The 18,167-nt window shown below is 60.8% G+C and carries 25 protein-coding genes and 1 riboswitch; of the genes, 10 read left to right on the top strand and 15 right to left on the bottom strand.

Annotated elements, in window-relative coordinates; translation table 11 throughout:
• Positions 1-29 precede the first annotated feature (29 nt).
• Together DRF71_RS07085 and DRF71_RS07080 are read right to left on the bottom strand one after the other, a co-directional pair.
• Complete coding sequence (locus DRF71_RS07085) at positions 30-293, bottom strand: helix-turn-helix domain-containing protein (RefSeq protein ID WP_112309729.1); 264 nt, start codon at positions 291-293, stop codon at positions 30-32.
• A 70-nt stretch (positions 294-363) separates the two neighbouring features.
• Positions 364-567 (bottom strand): hypothetical protein, encoded by a 204-nt coding sequence (locus DRF71_RS07080; RefSeq protein WP_112309728.1) that lies wholly within the window; start codon positions 565-567, stop codon positions 364-366.
• A gap of 151 nt (positions 568-718) precedes the next feature.
• Between DRF71_RS07080 and DRF71_RS07075 the strand changes: the two genes are divergently transcribed.
• Complete coding sequence (locus DRF71_RS07075; protein ID WP_112309727.1) at positions 719-1,168, top strand: DNA-packaging protein; 450 nt, start codon at positions 719-721, stop codon at positions 1,166-1,168.
• Complete coding sequence (locus tag DRF71_RS27930) at positions 1,165-2,784, top strand: phage terminase large subunit (protein WP_198672084.1); 1,620 nt, start codon at positions 1,165-1,167, stop codon at positions 2,782-2,784. The genes DRF71_RS07075 and DRF71_RS27930 overlap by 4 nt, the downstream gene beginning before the upstream one ends.
• On the opposite strand, the gene DRF71_RS27315 is transcribed toward DRF71_RS27930, so the two are convergent.
• The 6 genes from DRF71_RS27315 to DRF71_RS07045 all read right to left on the bottom strand — a co-directional run bounded on the left by DRF71_RS27315 (position 2,781) and on the right by DRF71_RS07045 (position 5,790).
• The gene (locus DRF71_RS27315) at positions 2,781-3,071 is read right to left on the bottom strand and encodes a hypothetical protein (protein WP_157970966.1); all 291 of its coding nucleotides are present in this window, start codon (positions 3,069-3,071) and stop codon (positions 2,781-2,783) included. The two genes, DRF71_RS27930 and DRF71_RS27315, sit on opposite strands and share 4 nt — an antisense overlap.
• A 30-nt stretch (positions 3,072-3,101) precedes the next feature.
• The gene (locus DRF71_RS07065) at positions 3,102-3,401 is read right to left on the bottom strand and encodes a hypothetical protein (protein ID WP_112309726.1); all 300 of its coding nucleotides are present in this window, start codon (positions 3,399-3,401) and stop codon (positions 3,102-3,104) included.
• Between the two features lie 12 nt (positions 3,402-3,413).
• A complete protein-coding gene (locus DRF71_RS07060; protein ID WP_112309725.1) occupies positions 3,414-4,469 on the bottom strand; it encodes a type I restriction endonuclease in 1,056 nt (351 codons plus the stop codon).
• 257 nt (positions 4,470-4,726) lie between these two features.
• The gene (locus tag DRF71_RS07055; protein WP_112309724.1) at positions 4,727-5,017 is read right to left on the bottom strand and encodes a HigA family addiction module antitoxin; all 291 of its coding nucleotides are present in this window, start codon (positions 5,015-5,017) and stop codon (positions 4,727-4,729) included.
• An 11-nt stretch (positions 5,018-5,028) separates the two neighbouring features.
• Positions 5,029-5,310 (bottom strand): type II toxin-antitoxin system RelE/ParE family toxin, encoded by a 282-nt coding sequence (locus tag DRF71_RS07050; RefSeq protein WP_112309723.1) that lies wholly within the window; start codon positions 5,308-5,310, stop codon positions 5,029-5,031.
• Between the two features lie 66 nt (positions 5,311-5,376).
• A complete protein-coding gene (locus DRF71_RS07045; protein ID WP_112309722.1) occupies positions 5,377-5,790 on the bottom strand; it encodes an Arc family DNA-binding protein in 414 nt (137 codons plus the stop codon).
• 60 nt (positions 5,791-5,850) lie between these two features.
• Here DRF71_RS07045 and DRF71_RS07040 point away from each other — a divergent pair, with 60 nt between their 5' ends.
• From DRF71_RS07040 to DRF71_RS07030, 3 genes are read left to right on the top strand one after another with little or no spacing between them, the layout of a single operon-like run.
• Complete coding sequence (locus DRF71_RS07040) at positions 5,851-6,162, top strand: Arc family DNA-binding protein (RefSeq protein ID WP_112309721.1); 312 nt, start codon at positions 5,851-5,853, stop codon at positions 6,160-6,162.
• Positions 6,155-6,964 carry a KilA-N domain-containing protein gene (locus DRF71_RS07035; protein WP_112309720.1) on the top strand — a complete coding sequence of 270 codons (810 nt, stop codon included), beginning with the start codon at positions 6,155-6,157 and terminating at the stop codon, positions 6,962-6,964. The genes DRF71_RS07040 and DRF71_RS07035 overlap by 8 nt, the downstream gene beginning before the upstream one ends.
• On the top strand, positions 6,961-7,302 hold the full coding sequence (locus DRF71_RS07030) for a hypothetical protein (protein ID WP_112309719.1): 342 nt from the start codon (positions 6,961-6,963) through the stop codon (positions 7,300-7,302). Before DRF71_RS07035 ends, DRF71_RS07030 begins: the two co-directional genes overlap by 4 nt.
• A gap of 68 nt (positions 7,303-7,370) precedes the next feature.
• On the opposite strand, the gene DRF71_RS07025 is transcribed toward DRF71_RS07030, so the two are convergent.
• Positions 7,371-7,628, bottom strand: coding sequence for an Arc family DNA-binding protein (locus DRF71_RS07025; RefSeq protein WP_112309718.1), 258 nt, complete (start codon positions 7,626-7,628; stop codon positions 7,371-7,373).
• 76 nt (positions 7,629-7,704) lie between these two features.
• On the opposite strand from DRF71_RS07025, the gene DRF71_RS27310 reads away from it, so the two are divergent.
• From DRF71_RS27310 to DRF71_RS07010, 3 genes are all read left to right on the top strand, one after another.
• Positions 7,705-7,887, top strand: coding sequence for a hypothetical protein (locus tag DRF71_RS27310; protein WP_157970965.1), 183 nt, complete (start codon positions 7,705-7,707; stop codon positions 7,885-7,887).
• A 55-nt stretch (positions 7,888-7,942) separates the two neighbouring features.
• Positions 7,943-8,551 carry a BRO-N domain-containing protein gene (locus tag DRF71_RS07020; RefSeq protein ID WP_198672083.1) on the top strand — a complete coding sequence of 203 codons (609 nt, stop codon included), beginning with the start codon at positions 7,943-7,945 and terminating at the stop codon, positions 8,549-8,551.
• Positions 8,552-8,850: 299 nt separating this feature from the next.
• Entirely contained in the window at positions 8,851-9,216 is a 366-nt protein-coding gene (locus tag DRF71_RS07010; RefSeq protein ID WP_157970964.1) for a hypothetical protein, read from the top strand.
• Between the two features lie 66 nt (positions 9,217-9,282).
• Here the strand turns inward: DRF71_RS07010 and DRF71_RS07005 are convergent, their stop codons facing one another.
• A complete protein-coding gene (locus DRF71_RS07005; protein ID WP_112309715.1) occupies positions 9,283-9,666 on the bottom strand; it encodes a PRC-barrel domain-containing protein in 384 nt (127 codons plus the stop codon).
• A 191-nt stretch (positions 9,667-9,857) separates the two neighbouring features.
• Here DRF71_RS07005 and DRF71_RS07000 point away from each other — a divergent pair, with 191 nt between their 5' ends.
• Positions 9,858-12,653, top strand: a complete 2,796-nt coding sequence (locus DRF71_RS07000) for a hypothetical protein (RefSeq protein WP_157970963.1) — start codon at positions 9,858-9,860, stop codon at positions 12,651-12,653.
• Between the two features lie 36 nt (positions 12,654-12,689).
• On the opposite strand, the gene DRF71_RS06995 is transcribed toward DRF71_RS07000, so the two are convergent.
• From DRF71_RS06995 to DRF71_RS06975, 5 genes are all read right to left on the bottom strand, one after another.
• Positions 12,690-12,926 carry a hypothetical protein gene (locus DRF71_RS06995; protein ID WP_112309713.1) on the bottom strand — a complete coding sequence of 79 codons (237 nt, stop codon included), beginning with the start codon at positions 12,924-12,926 and terminating at the stop codon, positions 12,690-12,692.
• 585 nt (positions 12,927-13,511) lie between these two features.
• On the bottom strand, positions 13,512-14,690 hold the full coding sequence (metZ, locus tag DRF71_RS06990; RefSeq protein WP_112309712.1) for an O-succinylhomoserine sulfhydrylase: 1,179 nt from the start codon (positions 14,688-14,690) through the stop codon (positions 13,512-13,514).
• Between the two features lie 58 nt (positions 14,691-14,748).
• Positions 14,749-14,827: riboswitch (SAM riboswitch) on the bottom strand.
• A 28-nt stretch (positions 14,828-14,855) separates the two neighbouring features.
• Positions 14,856-16,067, bottom strand: a complete 1,212-nt coding sequence (locus DRF71_RS06985; RefSeq protein ID WP_112309711.1) for a UbiH/UbiF family hydroxylase — start codon at positions 16,065-16,067, stop codon at positions 14,856-14,858.
• A gap of 156 nt (positions 16,068-16,223) precedes the next feature.
• Entirely contained in the window at positions 16,224-16,469 is a 246-nt protein-coding gene (locus tag DRF71_RS06980; protein ID WP_112309710.1) for a hypothetical protein, read from the bottom strand.
• A 219-nt stretch (positions 16,470-16,688) separates the two neighbouring features.
• Positions 16,689-17,339, bottom strand: a complete 651-nt coding sequence (locus DRF71_RS06975) for a pyrimidine 5'-nucleotidase (protein ID WP_112309709.1) — start codon at positions 17,337-17,339, stop codon at positions 16,689-16,691.
• A gap of 183 nt (positions 17,340-17,522) precedes the next feature.
• Between DRF71_RS06975 and DRF71_RS06970 the strand changes: the two genes are divergently transcribed.
• A complete protein-coding gene (locus DRF71_RS06970) occupies positions 17,523-18,158 on the top strand; it encodes a GntR family transcriptional regulator (RefSeq protein ID WP_112309708.1) in 636 nt (211 codons plus the stop codon).
• Positions 18,159-18,167: the final 9 nt, after the last annotated feature.

Here is an 18,167-nt window from a genome sequence, read left to right as displayed (position 1 = left end):
CAGGGCAAGGGTGATCGTTTCGACAGTCGTCATACGGGCTCCTTTCCGCGAAAGAGGGCAACAACATCCATGGCGTCCCGGCGCACTGGTGGCAAAGCTATCTGCCACTCCCCTGAGGCGGCGGCATAGGCCAGGCTGATCCGCTCCATGGCAAGGATATGGACACGGCGCAGCTCAGCCTCGCCCTTCTCGATGCTCTGGATCTGTCGGAGAGACATCCCCATCTGATCCGCCACATCGGTCTGGGTCATGTTCATTGCCTTGCGGGCTTCGATAAACTCTTCCCTTGTCATTGATCCGGGGCCTTTCAGTTGCTATCTTCGGGGATAGCCGGGGAGCCTTTCGACCCCCCGACCATCCTTCTTACCGGGTCAGCACGGCGATGAGAGCGGCAATTCCTACCGCCAGCTGCCCGGCTTGAAGGATCAGGGAGATGGTTTCGTAGTCCATCATCTTCTCCTTCTGTGCTTCGGGTTGGGTTGTCCTTCCCTTCTGCACACCCTCTTTATATGCGGAAACTGCACATCGGTCAACCGGAAATACGGGGTTGATACGAAAAAACTGCATATTTCTTTCCGCCGGCCCGCACCGCAAGCGGCTCCACCCGCCAGCCGACACATCCCCGATGCGGCTAACGCCGTCACCCCGCGCAGGCCGGGCCGAAAGGTCGCGAATGCGGGCAATCGGGGAACGGCGGGAATAATCACAGGAGGCTGCCATGGCCGCCCCCAAGGGTAACAAGTTCTGGGAGGCCCGATCCTCACACGGCGCAAACCCTAAGTTCGAGCATGCGTCCGACCTATGGGATGCCTGCCTGGAATACTTCGAGTGGATCGAACGCAACCCGCTGCATGAGGGGAAGGTCGTCACCGCCGGGGGGAAACCGAAGATTATGAGCCTGCCGAAGATGCGGGCTATGACCACGACCGGGTTGTGCGTGTTCCTCGACATCACACTGCAAACCTGGACCGAATGGCGGTCGAAGCGAGAAGATTTATCTGACGTCATCGCCCGTGTTGAGCAGATCATCCGCACCCAGAAGTTCGAGGGCGCCGCAGCGGACCTGCTGAATGCGAACATCATCGCCCGTGAATTGGGCCTGGCCGATAAGTCCGAGGTCTCAAGCGCGATCAGCCTGACCATCAAACAGGAAGACGCCGAGCTGTGATCGCTCAGCTCACGCCGAAGCAGCGGGAGGCCAATCGGCTTCTTGGCAGCAAGGCTCGAAACATCATGCTGCGGGGCGGGTCTCGCTCAGGCAAGACGTTCATTCTGGTCCGCGCTCTCATCCAACGCGCCATCAATGCGCCGGGCTCGCGTCATGCGATATTCCGGTTTCGTTTCAACCACGCCAAGACCTCGGTCTGGTCCGACACCATCCCGAAGGTGCTGAAGCTCTGCTTCCCTGCGCTCTCAGTGAGGTTTGACAAGACCGACTTCTACGTCGAGCTGCCGAACGGATCGCAGATCTGGATTGCCGGCCTAGACGACAAGGAGCGGGTCGAGAAGATCCTCGGGCAGGAATACGCCACGCTCTACTTCAACGAGAGCAGCCAGATCCCGTGGGCCTCGGTCGAGATGGCCATGTCTCGCCTTGCGCAAAAGTGCGACCTCGCCCCTGAGATCGCGCAGGCGACCGGCAGGGCATATCTGGCGCTCAAGGCTTATTTCGACTGCAATCCGCCTTCCAAGTTGCATTGGAGCTATCAGCTATTCCGGGCCAAGCTGAAGCCGGGCACCAAAGAGGCGCTGCCAAAGCCTGACGATTACGCCGAGATGAAGGTGAACCCGTCAGACAACGCGGACAACCTGCCACCCGAGTATTTCGAGGTGCTGGCCTCGATGTCAGCGGCAAAGCGTCTTCGGTTCGAGGCTGGCGAGTGGGCGAGCGATGTGAACGGCGCGCTATGGGCGCTGGAGGACCGCAAAGCCCCTGACGGCAAGACTATGCCGGGACTCGACAGCCTGAGGGTCAAAGAGGCACCGGAGCTTCAGCGCATTGTCGTCGCGGTTGACCCATCGGGCACGCGGGGCGACGGCGGCGGGGATGATATCGGCATCGTGGTGGCGGGCCTTGGGATCGATGGGCACGCCTACGTGCTGGAGGATGGCACCTGCCAGCTCTCACCGGAGGGGTGGGGCAGGCGATCCGTTGACCTATACCACCGGCACAATGCCGACAGGATCGTCGGAGAGCGTAATTTCGGTGGGGATAAGCATGGGGCCATCGAGCGGCTGGAGCTGGAGCATCAGGAGCGACTGCGCCAGATGCGGGAGCAGGAAAGGTCAATTGAGGTTGCGGCTCAAAGCCAAATGTATAGCAATCTTGCAGGCCTGATGGGAGCGTTTGGCCAGCAGTCGAAAGCGGCCGGCATCGCCGCACTCGCAATAAATACTATGCTGAAGGTGCGGGAAACCCTCCAGAATTCGACCGCCGCGGCGTGGCAGGCATATGCAGCAGCAGGACCAATCGCCGGGCCAGCGGCATTTGCAAAAGTGATGGCAATGGGGAAGGCGTCCGCCGCGTTTATTGTAGCCCAAGGTGTGGTTCAGGGCGCTGCTGGAGCCAAGGGCGGGAGTGCCAGCGGAGGCTCAAGTGTCACATCATCAGGTTCCGGTAATTCATCGGGCAACCAAGGATCTGGCTCATCAGAGCCTCCTCTGAGAGCCACGCTTGCCGCTATTGATCCGAGGCAACTCTATTCCGGCCAGGCGCTGATCGATATGTTTGATGCCGTACAGAAAGAGGCTGGAAATCGAGGAATAGTTTGGGTTCCAGTCTAAGGCCGGGGGAAGTTCAACACTTCGGCCATGTGGCTGGGATTGCCACATATCTCCTCGATGGCGTTCATAAAACTACGGCGATCATTCTCGGGGTGGCCTTCTGAAAATCGTCTTGCAACATGACGGACCCGCTCTGCAATCCCCTCAGGAGCGCCACCGTCTTCCGCGATGCGTTGGGATGCCAAGACATAGAACCGCAGAGCCCTGTTCTCCCAGGTTAACCGTGATACCTGATCAGCAAGGAACTGTATTGCCTCTTGGTTGGATGCAAAGCTGTGATCAGCCATGGGAAAGTCTCCGGGAAATTTGGGCGAGGATCAGCGGCAAGGGCCAGAGTAAACAAGTCCGCCCTGGAAACCCTCCACCTTCGCCACTGTGTAACCTCTCGGGCATCCTTCTGGCTTGGCGGCCCATTGCGCAATCATTGCGTTATGGTGGGCTTTGTCGGAGCCCGCGTGGGGCGGGAACACATAACGGAAGCTTCGCGTGCCATTTTGGTCAACCGCTGCGACGCCGGTTCCGGTGATGAGACTGATGTTGGATGACGGGTCCACGCCCATCGGATCCACACACCCCGCCACCAGAGCCAGGGCGGCGAGGGCAATAATTGAACGCATGGGGGAATCCTTTCAGGTGGCCGGGTATTTGATTGCAGTTTGGCGTAGGCGCTCTGCATGGCCGTAGATATCGTCCAAATCTTCGATTACAACGCGCTCCTCGGCTTCACCATCAAACAGCCCGAGATATTTTGTTGCGCGGTTGAAATGCAGGCGCGCGAGAGGGCGCCGATTGTTGTCATCTGCCAGAATGCCGCAGTATGATTTTTGATCCCGCATCACCACCCGGGCGGGCTTCATCACCGCCGATACGATGGCTTTAACGATCAGGAAGGCTTCAGCCTCCTCCGGCGTGGTCACAACATCGCCATCGGTTTGCGGCGCGATGTCTTCGACGATCTCAGCTGGAGCCTCGGTCTTAGCGAGTGCGGAGGAAAGCCGATCCTGGACAGATTCCCGGATAACTTCTCGGAAGGCCGATTTCACCAGTCCGCGATACTGATCAATGACAGCGGCAGTAAAGCGTCCCTCATGTACGCTGGAGGCCAGAAGGCGGATGAACTCTTCGCTCGGGCTGTCGATCTGCTTTGTGATTTCCGCCTTGAGCGCGGAAGTGTATTTCAGGCGCTCGGCGTTCGCGAGGATGCCATCCACATCGAAGCCCGCCTTCTCGAACTTCTTCAGCTCGGCCAGCACCTGAATATTCGGCTCTGAAATGTCGAAGGTGAAGAAAGGGCGAGTGTCGAGCTTGTTTGGCTCCTCCAGGTCGCTGTGGAAATGGAAGAAACGCCCGTTGGTCAGGATTGCGAACTTGGCGCTGGTGACAGAGAAATACCGGTAAAGCTGCGCAAGATGCACCTTGTCCAGGTTCGTGCTGATCGGCTTGCACTCAATCAGGATGCGGATCTGATCGTCCAGCTTGATCGCGTAATCGACCTTCTCGCCCTTTTTGCCGACAGCATCGGCCGTAAACTCAGGGATAACTTCGCCGGGGTTGAATACGTCATAGCCCAGGGCTTGCAGGAAAGGCAGGACCACCGCTGTCTTGACCGCTTCTTCGGTCAGCATTGTGTTCGCGTGTTGCTGGACCCGATCCGTCAAAACCTTGAGCGTGTTCTCAATGGTCATAATTTACCCCCTGATTCCAATCCCGCCATCGTCGGCGGGCGGGGAGAGGGGAGTCAACCTGTGCGTGTCAGAACACCGCGCCCACCACCATCGGAAAGGCGACAAAGACCGGCGACAGAGGGATCAGGGCTATGATGCTTATGCGGTCACGCGAAGCCGAGGAAGGTGAGGGGCAGGAACACCACGCCAGCCAGCCCCGGCCACGCCATCAGGATCATCAGCAGGGGCTCTGTGAAGTCGGGGGTGGCTACCATGGGTTACTCTGCCGCGAACAACGGAGCGATTTCGGCAACATCGTCCGGCCTGTCGGCCAACAGGTCATAGGCCATCTGGAGGTTGAGCCAGAATTCCGGCGTCGTGTTGAATGCACGGGCCAGACGAGCAGCGGTGTCAGTGGTCACCGGGGTCTCTTCCTTGACCAGGCGCTCGATGCGGGTCCGGGGCACATGAATGTGCTTTGCCAGCTTCCCCGCGCTGATGCCCAACTCGTCAAGGAATTCGTGTTTGAGGATCTCGCCGGGGTGGACCGGCACTTGCAGCATGGTCATGGCGTTTCCTTTCAGTGGTAGTCTACGAGTTCAACTTGTTCCGGGCCGTTATCGGTCCAGATGAAACAAATGCGCCATTGGTCGTTCACGCGGATCGAGTGCTGGCCTTCACGGTCGCCCCGGAGGGCTTCCAGCCGGTTGGCCGGCGGCGCGCGGAGATCATCCAGGACCTTCGCGGCCTCAAGCATCGCGGCTTTGCGCTGAGCGACCCGCAGCAGGTCTGACGGGAAGCCCTTGCCGGTCTTGCCGGTCAGGACTTGCTCGATCAGCTTGCCTTTGGTGTTTTGTATCATGCAATGATACGTATCATGGTGTGATACGGATAGTCAAGATAAAGGTGACTGGTCATTCCTGTCCGGTCACTCCTCGGGGGCGTCGGGTGGGGTAGGGCGTGCGCCGACCTCTCCTAGAGCGCGCCTCTGTTTGGCATCGTCTAATTTGGATTGAATCACCGGCGTCAGTTCCTTCAACCCTCTCCTTGAGAATTCCTCGGCCTCATCTTCGGGCATGCCAGCTAGTGACTGCTTAAGACTATCGGCAAGCTCGAGCATCTCGACAGGGTTGGTTGTGGAGACTTTCAGAAGATCCATAAGATCGACAAGAAGCGACCGGAAGGTTGGTAGAGGAGCCGGATACTCTTTTTCCAGCGCAGCTACGAGTTCGGAGGTTGTTGATCTGCCGTTAGCCTCTGCTGCGGCCTCAATGCGCGCTTTCAGGTCTGCGGGCATTCGGAAGTTGACCTGTACCTGTTCCGATGCCGGTGGGCGTGCCATTCGATTCTCCTTGTATGCAGCAAGATGCTTTAAAATGCGCTTGACGCAAGACGTAGCGTGATGCTTTATAGCTTTGTGCTTTATGATCTGGAGGTGTCAGATATGATGACGATCATGCCAGCGAAAGGGGTGGAGGGGGTTGTCCAGACGGCAATTCGTCTGCCGCTTCCGCTGCGCGAAAAATTGAGGATAGAGGCTAAAAGTCTTGGCCGCTCGCTCAACACTCACATCGTGATGCTGTTGGGAGAGGGGGCCGAAGCGGCAGCAGGGGGTGAGATTGGCGTCCAAGCCCCTGCTGCCGGAAGTGAAGCCGTCACCTTGCAGGGTGACACCTCCCACACGCTGAAAGAAGGAACCTGTCAGCATGCTTGATTTTCAAATGACATCGCCGGAGCCTTCGGGCAAGGGCCTTGTCTATAATGGGACCGCGATCCGCGACAAAGGCGAGATGCTGTCTCTGACCGATATGTGGAAGGCATCCGGTTCGCCGGAAGCCAAGCGCCCGGCCAACTGGTCGCGCAAGGAAGGAGCCGATTTCATCGCGCATGTCAGCATGATCCTGAATATGCCCGTGGGGCACATTCAGACATCACGGGGTGGTAGCGGTTCTGGTCGTGGGGCAACATTCGCCCATTGGCAGATCGCCATAGCCTACGCCAAATATTTGAGCCATGAGTTTCACATGTGGTGCAACTCTGTCGTCAGGGCGGCCATGGAGGGCAAGCCGGTCGGCGCGACTCTGCCTGCCGAGGTACTTGAGCAGATAGAGCGCAGCTTCGGCATCATGCGGATGGTGGCTCACAAGGTCACGGAGCTGGAAAAGGCGCTTCCCGGTATCGTTGCGAATATGGTGGAGCCTCTGGTCGCGGCCCGCTTGGCGTCCAGCGCCTATCTTCTCCGGGCTGGCAAAACCGCCAAGCAGATCTGGGATGCCTGCGGCCTGCCGCCGAACATCAAAGGTTCTGCCGTCTGGTTTGGCAATCGCCTGAAAAAGGGCGGCTGCATGCTGGAAGGTCGCGCTGACCGTGGCGACAGGGCTATCCGCCTGTTCGACCCGGATAAGGCCGAGGCGCTTCTTGAACTCGGCCTTCGGCAGCATTCCCGCAGCTACGCTTCCAATCGCCTCGGCAAGTCGACCGATGGGCTGTTCGCAATCCAAGGGGGCATGGCATGATGACGGAAGCCAACATGTTCACAGAGGCGGGTAAGTTCCTGAACATCCTCATTGATATCGCCAACAAGGCGGTGGAAGTCGATGAATTGGAGATCGCTGCCGGTATCGAAAAGGACGATCTGCGGACGGCATATGCCGACTACAAACGCCGCGAAGGCATCGACACCATCACGCAGAATACTCCTGAATGGGAAGCGATGATAGCGGCGACCACAGGCGAATATCAGTCGTCCGAAGCGGCTAAGCGCAAGGTTTACAACGCAAAACGCCGCCTCAAGACCGCCATCGACAACTACCGCAAGGTGCTGATGGAGAACCAGTACGCCCGCGCCGCCTGAAACAAAGCGGCCCCGGATCAGTGGTCGAGACCGATCCGAGGCCTAACCCCAACCTGATCAATGGAGGATCAGTCCCGAACGTCTGCCAAGAAACTGCTTATGGTGTTGATCAGTAGATCAAACTTTAAGCCTTTTGCGACCAATTCCTCTTGTGTTGGGGGATCTCCATTCAGGTCGAGGAAAAGCGGTCGGGTGTGGCCTCTTAGGATGCTTATGATTTCAGCGTTCAAGCTTCGCTGGTGGTCACGTGCCAGAGTTTCGAGTTGATCATAGAGATCTTGCGGTAGGCGCAGGGTGGTGCGCTTGAAGTCTTCTCTGGCGTCCATCTGGCGTCACTTTCTTATTGACGCCAAAGTGGCGTCATAATAGGTTGGCGTCATGGCGACGCCACATGGAGATAGCATGGCCGAAAAGAAAAGGTCGAGTCTCACGGTGAGATTGCCGGAGCAACATCGCTCTTGGGTTCAGGAGCGGGCCGAAGCTGACTGTGTTTCGATGAACGACATTTTTATCCGCCTTATTCGTGAGGCGAGAGCGGCAGCGGTGGGTCAGGGGATCGAAGCCAGTCCCGCCGCTGCCGAATGAGCCAGACGTGTTGACGCACGACTGAACCGAAACACGCTCAACGTAGGAGATCAGCGTGTCCATCCATGAACGTAATATAGGCGAGGGCGGATTTGAAGCCGCCGCAAGCGGGGTGACCCCCTTCCTTTTCGAAGGCGAGCACATGCTTCGCGCGGTGTGGATCAGCGATGACCCGTGGTTCGTGGCCGCCGATGCCTGTGCAGTGCTGGGCGTTAAGAACCCGACGCAGGCGGTTCAGGCGCTTGATGACGACGAACGGGCTATGTTGAACATAGGGCGTCAGGGCGAAGCGAACGTTGTTTCGGAGGGTGGGCTTTACACGCTGATCCTTCGTTCTCACCTCGCCACCACTCCTGGCACTATCCAGCATCGGTTCCGCAAGTGGGTGACGGGCGACGTGATCCCATCCATCCGTAAGACCGGGGCCTATGCCATGCAGGGCGAAGTTGCGCAGGATGCCGAGCGCCGCCCTTTCCCGGATTGGTCGATGGAAGAAATGCGGACCAAGCGCGGCATCGTGGACATGTATCGCCTGCTCTACGGCATCATGCCCGCGCAATGGATTGGGCCGCAGCTTGGCTTCCCGGTGCCGCCGGTCGAACTGGTCGAGAACGGGCGGCAGATGCGCATGGTCCTCGTTCCGCAGGTAGAAAACGACGACTGACCCGGAGAAGGTATGGTGACGGTCACCATACCTTGAAATGAGACGGGCCGACCAGGTGCTTACGACACCTGACCGGCCCTAACCCTGAAACGATCTGAATAGGAGATCGCCATGGCTTCTGGCCAATATAGACTCACGCCCTCTGAATACCAAGAACTTCGCCTCAGCGACATGTTCTCTGACCCCCGCCTTTCCCGCGCTTTCCACCGTGGCGAGGATGGGGAACCGATGACAATCCCCTGGCCGGTTCGCCCGATTGAGCCGCAGCTCGGCGAGTTCCTGTCGCAGGAGGTGGACGCATGAGCGCGATTGATCGCCGTTCGTTTCTTCGCTCAGCCCCGACTGTAGGGTTTGCCGCGATGGTGGCTGGTGCAGAGGTTGTTGAGGCCGCACCAGAAAACTCCGCGCTTCTGGCTGTGATTGAGGATCTGGAAGGGGCAGAGGGCTACGACATTGCGGCTATGGCATCGGGCAAGCTTTACGCGGCGTATCTCATCCGCGTGGCCCTTGGTCTTGATGTGCCAGAAGAGACCCGCAAAGAGGCACAGCACTGCATCGAGTTCAGGAACGGAGCTTATGAGCGCTATCTGAAATCCCATTACCGGGAGATTGATCTTGCTGCGGGCAAGGTCGTCAAGGCTCCACCGTCTTCGCTTCCCACCTGAGCTTCGCGCCGCAACACACTGAAATCAGGGCCGCCCCGAAGGGCGGCCTCAATCATTCAGCGGGAGTTACGGCCAGTAGTAAGGTACGCCATAGTGGTCGTAGTTCCGGCGCTGCCATTCGCGGTTTTCGTACCAATCACGGTCGGCAGGCGGTGCTCCTTCCAGATCTGCTTTTGTCAGATCGGTGGTATAGCCGCCGCGCGCGCTGTCATAGCGCAGCCGTCCGAACGGGATCGGATAGTGGTCGGAGCCGATCCCGAGGAAGCCGCCGAACTGAAGAACGCCGTAGACGATCTTGCCCGAGGCGGCATCGATCATAATGTCATCTATATGCCCGAGATCGTCACCGGCAGGACTGTAGACTTTTGTGCCCTGAACAGTGCGGCCCGAGATCAGCGATGACACAGACGGGGTTGTGCCGGGGTTGGTGACATTGGCTTGAACAGTCATGTTTGTCTCCTTCCGTGCGAGGCGCCACGGGTTGTGTCGCCCTGTGGGATGTAAACGTTTCGGCCCTCATCTCGTTGCCAGGGGCATTTCTGCGTAGCGAGGACCCGCTGAAATCAACAGAAGCGACCGGCGAATGATCGCCGGATCGAGATTTGGCCGTCCTTCTGGGCGGCCTTTTGCATGGGGAAGCCATGATCCGTATCGAGAACAGCGCCACCGGCACTCGCGCCAGCGCGGTCGCATTTCGCAACGTTCTGGCCGAGGGCGTGCTGTCATGGTCCAGCGAGACGCCGGACGGCTTTGCGGAAAACGCCTTGGGGCCGCAGACATTCGACTACTGGACCCCTGCCGCGATGCCGGCCACGCTGGCTGTACTGCTGACCGAAGCCGTGGATTGCGACTGCGCCGCGATCATCGCGCACACGCTGGGCAGCGCGAGTGCGACCGTGCATGTTGAAGGTAGCCTGACCTTTGTGCTGTCCGGGCTGGATACCGAGGGTGCGAATGTGCTGCCGCCAGGGTCGGGCAGGCGGGTGCCGCTGACTGCGGACGCGAGCATTCCGGCGGGCTTTGACCTCTGGCAAAATACGGCAGGGCAAAACGGGACGCATTATGTCGTCCTGGCGCGCTGGACGGAGCCGGATCGCGGCAACGGCCAGGCGGAAAAATACGCAACCCTTGGCAAGATCCAGCTCGGCAGCGATCCGTCCTATGCGCTGGCCGAGCTGCTGATTGCGGGCGCGGCGCCGGCGGGGGAGACGTTCTGGAGCTCTCTGACACAGGCGCAGTATGAGGAAATGGCGGGCGCCGTTGCCGAGGTCGAGTTGCTGCGAGATGAGGTTGACGCGACGGCGGCCGCCGCCGAACTGGCCCGGATCGCAGCGGTTGCTGCCGCCTCATCGACCCCGTTCAACACGCCCCTCGCGTTTGGCGGCGACCCGTCCGGTTTGGCTGACAGTCGGACGGCGTTTCTGCTCGCGAATGACGTGAATGAGATATTCGTGCCGACCGGCACCTATCGCATCGCCAGCAATATGACGATTACGCGGCCTGTGCAGTTTGCCGATGGTGCAAAGCTGGTGGTGCCGTCAGGCGTCACGGTCCATCTGGCGCGCGGGTATGTTGCAGATCCTTATAACCACTGCTTTGACATCTCAGGGGGCGGCACGGTCACGGTCGGCGCGGCCCCGATGGGCTATGTGACGCCGCAACACTGGGGAGCGCGGGGGATCGGGGCGGGCCATGATGACTGGCCAGCGATCACCGCTGCCAGCCGCGCCGCCACCCTGAACACGATCCGCGAGGAATACGCCGAGAGCGTCCCGGTGCGGTTTCCGTCCGTACCGGCTTATTATCGGGTGGCCCAGACATGGTTTGTGACGCGCACTGCGTTGTTTTATGGGGATACGCCAGCACCTTTGCGCGGCCAAAAAGGCGTCGAAATCCGGGGCGTGAATGGCATCGCTGCGGTCATGGCCGTGTTGTATCCCGGCGGCGTCAGCGGAGTGGGGGTTTATAAACCCGAAAACGCGCCGGATCACCCGACAGTTCCGGGGTTTGGTCTGAAGTTCGGTGGCTTGCGCTCAAGATTCAGAAACCTGAATTTCCTGCCGGAAGCCGGTGCTACGGTGCGTCAGGGTGTTGTTCACAACGCCACCGCATTTTTTGAGTATTGCCTTTCGTCGGGCTTCTCCGAGGCGGACTGGCATGCTCATGCTCAGACCAGCGGCCTTGCTGTCAACCTCTTCGACCACCCGGGGCGGAGCAACGCCAACAACACCACGCCGGGCGGCGCGGCGGTGATCGACTATTCCGGAACAGGCTCGGTCTACGGCAATGTCAACGGGTCGATCTACCACTACTGCATGGGGCAAGGTGGCCTGATGCACGGGGCGGTTTGCCATGGAAATAATGCCGGTACGGTCACATATTTCAAAAGCGATTGCGCCGGAAACATGGGTGCAGGGTTTCTCGACAACACGACAATCGGGTCGGAATATATAGCCTGTCATAGTGCGCAAAACACATTCAAAGTCCTGCACAACGGCGTCTATTACATGTGCATCAAGGGGCACACGTCCGCCTCAGACAGTGAGCCGGGTGTCGGCGCAAACTGGCGCACTTATTGGGCAACGATCACCGCCACAGTCAAAGATGGTGATTGGGTAACAGCAACACTTTACTGGCCGTCGGGCGGAATCCATGTCTGCTCGCCTAATGGACGCGCCTCGATCATCGGCTGCTATTCAGAAGGCGGCATTGAGAAAGGTATCGTTGCCCGGAATACGACCACGGTTGTCGGGGGCACGTCTGCGGAGAGAGTGTTCTGGCATCCGGAATATGCGGGAGCAAAAGTTGTCGGGCCGGGCATCCAGAACTCGCCAGCGCAATATCAGGGGCAAACAAGCCCGGATGACAGCACAACGGCGTTTGGCGGTGGCTTTGGTCAGGTGAATGGTTTCACGGGGGGGCGGATCGCGCAGTACGGTGACGGGCGTGATGATGCCGTCAACACGACCTCTGCGCTGCGGCTTTCCTGGAACCAGACGCGGGGGCGCTATGAGTGGACAGACGCGAAAAATAGCAGCCGGGGGGTATGGGGCGTCTCTGGCGCTGGCTTCGGCGGCACAGGCTATGGCGCGATAACCCAGCGGTTTCTCTGGGTAAACGGGGTCTATATCGCTGACGGCAGCGCCACCGGCAATGCGGTCAACCGGGTCAGGTCCTGCACCAATCTGGCAGCCATCACGGACGCGAATTTCGGTGCCGCCGTGCGCGGGGATCGCTGGCTTTACACCCAACCATCGGCCGGGGGCTACACCGGGGCGGTCTGCACCACCGCCGGCACTCTGGGCAGCACGGCAGTCATCAAGCAATTCGGCCAGCCCCTTTCAGATCGCGGCGCAGGTATTCCTCCTGACCATCTCGGCGATGCTCGTTCACGCCGCCGATCCATTCTCGGCGGCCGGACATTGCGTCCCGGCTAACCCCGTGGATCTTTGCGTGTATCCGTTCCGGCCCGCTCACAGCTTGCCTCCCAGCATGATATTTCTCAGCCCGATACCATCCAGGTCCAACATCCGGCAGGCAGCGGCATAAGCTGATGCGGCTCTCTCGCCGCCGTAAAAGGCGCCATCTTCCTCGGCCCAGACCCGAAAACCGGCCAGGATCATCAGATCATCTGCCCATGTCTTGCGGTCATAGGTCGCGGTCCTGCCGCTTTTGCCGATATATCGGCTGGCTATGTCCGACCCGCTCATAGCCTTGCCTCCTGTTTGGCGCGAAGGAATGCCAACACCTCTTTGACGCCCCAGACGAAGGGCGCTCAGCCCCTGTGGTGCACCATCATGTATCCCTCCGCGTAGGCCATGACCCTGACAGTTTCGTCAGTAACTTTACCCCCCCCCCTCGCCAGCGGGGCTGATCTGGTATCGCCTGTGCTGGTGCCATCTTTGGCGATGCGAAGGCGATGCGAAAATGGCTGCCGCCCTGCACGAGCGCCCCACCCATCGCGGCCCCTCGCACCAGATCGGAACCCATGGCGCCGCAATGGTCCGACCTGGCGACCCGAAAAGACAGTTTCCGCTTCAGGGCCAGTTGCCGCCGCAGCACGGTAAAAGAAGGAGACCAGCCATGCATCGACCCCAGCCCTGGCCATAAATCCATATCCGGAGGCGGGTCACTTATGGGGAGGCAGGGGGACTTCCGGGAGGCAAACACTGATGACATGCAGGACTTCACGCGCTACAGCCGATTGCGGGCCGATTGCCGCTCAACCGGTTGCGCGTCATCTGGCAGAAATACCCCCGGATGCGCGGGGGGACTTGCCCCCCGCCTGCCGGGCCTCAGGCCTGCGCGAGCGCCTGTCCGAGATCGGCGATCAGATCGCCTGCATCCTCCAGCCCGACCGAAAAGCGGATCAGCCCCGGGGCAATGCCCAGCTCTGCCTTCTGCTCGTCGGAAAGCCGCTGATGCGTCGTGGTCGCCGGATGCGTCGTGATCGACTTCGCATCGCCGAGATTGTTCGAGATCTTCGGGATCTCCAGCGCATTTTGCAGCCGGAAGGCGCCCTCTTTGCCGCCTTTCACAACGAAGCTCACGATGGTGCCGCCGGTGCCCATCTGCGCCATCGCCAGATCATATTGTGGATGCGATTTCAGTCCGGGATAGAGCACTTTCTCAATCTTATCATGTCCTTCCAGAAACTCCGCGATCTCCAGCGCCGAGCCGGCCATCGCCCGGCAACGCAGATCCAGTGTCGCCATGCCGTTCAGCATGATCCAGGAGGTGAACGGGCTCATCGCGCCGCCGGTGTGTTTCATATAGGGCTGCACGACCTTCTGGATATAGTCCGCCGAGCCGCAGATCACGCCCCCAAGTGCGCGGCCCTGGCCGTCGATATGTTTGGTGGTAGAATAGACCACCACATCGGCGCCCAGATCCACCGCGCGCGAGAAGATCGGCGTCGCAAAGACATTGTCGCAGATCACCAGCGCGCCATGCCTGTGCGCAATCTCGGCCACGCCCTTCACATCCACCATGTCGAGGGTCGGGTTCGCCATGCTTTCAAAGAACACCGCCTTCGTTTCCGGCGTCACCGCCGCCTCCCAGGCGGTCAGATCGGCGCCATCGACGAAGGTGACCGTCACGCCGTAGCGCGTCAGCACCTCTTCGAGGATGTAAAGACAGGATCCGAACAGCGCTTTGGCCGAGACGACATGATCCCCCGCCCTGAGCAAAGAGGTCAGCGCACCATTGACCGCCGCCATGCCGGAAGCGGTGGCAAAAGCATCCCCGGTGCCCTCAAGCCCCGCGATGCGCTCTTCGAACATCCGCGTGGTCGGGTTGCCGTAACGGGCATAGATGAACTCATCCGGCCCCGATTTGATAAAGCGCGCCTCGGCGGTTTCGGCATCCGGGTATGCAAAGCCCTGGGTGAGGAAAATCGCCTCGGCCATTTCGCCATACTGGCTGCGGCGGCTGCCTTCATGGACAAGTTTGGTGCGTGTCTTCCAGTTCGTCATCGCGGCACAAGGCTCCCTGGGCCATAAGCAAATCCAATGACCGGAAAGCGCGGCAGGGCGAAGACGTCCCGTCACCTCTTTAGCGGTTTGTTTAACGTGGCCCGCAATCCGGTCAACAAATCGCCACGCCTCTCGCTTACGCCTCGCAAGCGGCGAGGTCAACCGTCAGGAGACGCCAAGCCCCGCGCGCATCAGCCCCTGGCGTATCGGCGTCATCGCGTAAAGCATTTCAAGCAGGCCGCCGCGCAGGCTGCGCAAGGCCGGGGCGCCGGCCATCGAGGCGCGGTTGAGCATATCAATGCCGCCGACCCGCAGCGTGATATCGCCGTGACGCGCGCGGTGATAGGCGTCAAGGATGCTTTGCGCGCCCGGATCGCCCCCTGCACGGTCGGCGCCGGAACGCACCAGATCAAGCAGCGCCCGCAGATCCTTCAGCGACATATTCAGCCCCTGTGCCCCGATCGGCGGCACCACATGCGCGGCCTCGGCCATCAGCACGCTGCGCTGACCCGAAAGCCGCGCCGCCACCTGGGAAATGATCGGCCATACCAGCCGCCGCGTCGCCAGCCGCATCTCGCCGAGGATGCCGCAAGAACGCGCATTCATCGCGGCCTCGAATTCCGCCTCGGGCAGGGCGGCAAGGCGGGCGGCCTCGGGGCCGGTCTCCATCCACACCACCGACGAGGCCGGCAGCCCGCCGCGATCCGGCAGCGGCACCATGGTGAAGGGCCCGCCCGAGCGGTGTACCTCGGTCGAGATATTGTCATGGGGGAGGGTGTGGGTGACCGAGAACACCACCGCCTTTTGCCCGTAACGGATGGTTTTCACGGGAATATTCAGCGCCTCCCGCATCGGCGAATGGCGTCCATCCGCAGCGATCAGCAGCCGCGCCGCGACCTGGGAGCCGTCGCTCAGCGTCACCAGCGCCTCTTTGTCACGGGTCAATAATGCCCTGGTGCCGGTGCCGGGGCGAAAGGTCACATTCGGCAATTCTGCCAGCCGCGCGGCGATTTCCCGGCGCAAGAGCCAGTTGGGCAGGTTCCAGGCGAAGGGCTGATCGGAAATCTCGGCCGCATCGAAATCGCGGATAACCCGTGCGGCAGGGTCTTTGGCCCCGGCATCGACGATCCGCATCACCTGAAGCGCTGCCGCATGCGGGGCGAGGCGGGACCAGATCCCGGCCTCTTCCAGCACGGAAACCGAGGGCTGCAAAAAGGCGGTGCTGCGCAGATCGGCGTCACTCGCCGCCTCGGATTGCGGCGGGGGGGCGGGGTCGACACAGATCACCTCGAACCCGGCCGAGCCAAAGGCGGCCGCCGCCGTCAGCCCGGCAATGCCGCCGCCCGAGATCAGGATTCCGGTTTCCGCGCGTTTCATCCGACGGCCTCTGTGCTGCTATGGCCCGAGTCTACGCGCGCGGCCGGGCAGGGGCCAGAGGTCACTCTGTCACTCCGGGCGAAAGGGTGGACAGGTGAAAGTTCGGGCAGGTGAAAGTTTCGGGCAGGCGAAAGTTTGGGCGGACGAAAGGCCGGCTCAGGGCCAGGTGATTGCGATGAAAAACGCAAACATCATCGGCACCAGCACAAGCGCCACCATGGTCAGCGCGGCAAGGCCCCAGAACTTCACGCCTAGCACCAGGCCCAGAATGAAAACCGGCAGCAGCCAGAAGAAATTGTTCACATCCCGGTCGATCTCGCGCGCGAGCCGGCCGATCAGCGGGATACGGCTCAGGAGACTGCGACGGGGCGGCGGGGCGGTCAGGGCAAGCGTGTCGGACATGGCGAATCCCTTCGGTCATCGAGCGGATATGGTACGGGGGCTGGCCGGGCCGGGGGACCAGGTCGCAGCTTCAATAGCTGAATGCCTCATATCGCGTTTTGCCCTGCACCGCATCCACCCCGGGCGGGGCGTGGTGTCGCAGTGCGGCAATCTGCCCCGGTTCGGCCAGTGGTTTTATGGGAGGCTCGTCTGTGATTTATCGGCGGTTTTGTTAGTGGCTCAGCCTGCTGCGAGCCGGTCGAGAAAATCGCGCAGATCGCCGGTATGGTGGTGGATATGGTCCCCGGCCAGCGGCTCGGGCGCCACCAGCACGGTGCGCATACCCATCCGGTGCGGCTCCAGCAGGTTGCGCGGATCATCCTCGAACATCGCGCTTGCCCCTGGGTCGAACCCGTCAAGCCGGGCGATCAAGTCAAAGGCATCGCGTCGCGGTTTCGGTAAATATCCTGCTTCTTCAATGCCATAGATTGCATCGAACAGACCGGAAAGCCCCCGCCGCTCCAGCACGCGGGTGGCGTATAGCGTATCGGCATTGGTAAAGACGATCCGCCGCCCCGGCAGGTCGGCGATGCGGCGCGCAAGGAGGATATCGCGGGTCAGGCCCGAGAAGTCGATATCGTGGACGAAGGCAAGAAAGTCAGACGGATCAATGTCATGCCCGGCCATCAGCCCGGCAAGCGTGGTCCCGTGCTCTTGCCAGTAATTGTGGCGCAGCTGGTTGGCACCGGCCTCGTCAAGGCCGAGATTGCGCATCACCCAATCGGTCATCTTGCGCTCGATCTGCGGAAAGAGGCAGGCGGCGGGCGGGTAAAGCGTATTGTCGAGGTCAAAGACCCAGGTGGTGACGGTGCTGAAGGCTTGCTTGGGCATGGGCTTTCTTAGCATGGGCGCGCGCCGGATGCAGCCGCAACTTGCGGCACCATGCCTCTTTTGCGGGCAGGGCGGGCTTGCCTGCCGATGCCCGCGCCTCTAGGGTTCGCGGCCAGGGTCGGCGGGTGGTATCGCAGCCCCGGCGCCGCTTTGGATGCGGTGCTGCCAACAGGAGCGGGTCCCGTGCAGAAAGATGCCTATACGCTGATCCTCGAAGCGATCGAAGCGCGCGAATTCCGGCCAGGGGACCGGCTGGTCGAAAGCGAGCTGGCCGAGCGATTCGGGGTCTCGCGGACCCCGGTACGCGAGGCGCTGCAGCGGCTGGAAACGCAATCAATGCTGAAACGCGACGGGCGCAGCCTGATCGTGGCGACGCTGGACCACAACCAGCTGGCCGAACTTTACGCAGTCCGGACCGAGCTGGAGGGGCTGGCTGCGCGTCTGGCGGCGCGGCATGCGACCGAAGAGGAAATCCGCGTGCTGCAAAGCATGGTCTCGGATGATCGTGCGCTGCTGGGGGGCGATCCGGCGGCGCTGAGCCGGGCGAATAAGCGCTTTCACCGGCAGATCCACCTGGCCAGCCATAACCGCTTCCTCGTGCAGCAGCTGGATCTGTTGCACCGCTCGATGGCGCTGATGGCGCAGACCTCTTTCGCGGCCGAGGGGCGCGACGGGGTGGCGCTGACCGAGCATGAGGCGATCGTGTCGGCGATCGCGGCGCGCGACGAGAACCGGGCCTGGGAGGCGCTGCGCACCCATATCAGCCGTGCTTTCGAGACAAGGCTACGGGTCGAGGCGGGCGAGCTGAAACTGCGCTGAGCCCATCGG

Source organism: Pseudogemmobacter bohemicus (genome assembly GCF_003290025.1).
Taxonomy (GTDB): Bacteria; Pseudomonadota; Alphaproteobacteria; order Rhodobacterales; family Rhodobacteraceae; genus Pseudogemmobacter; species Pseudogemmobacter bohemicus.
Note: the sequence above shows the minus strand (reverse complement) of the source record. Positions and strands in the feature narration are given on the sequence as shown.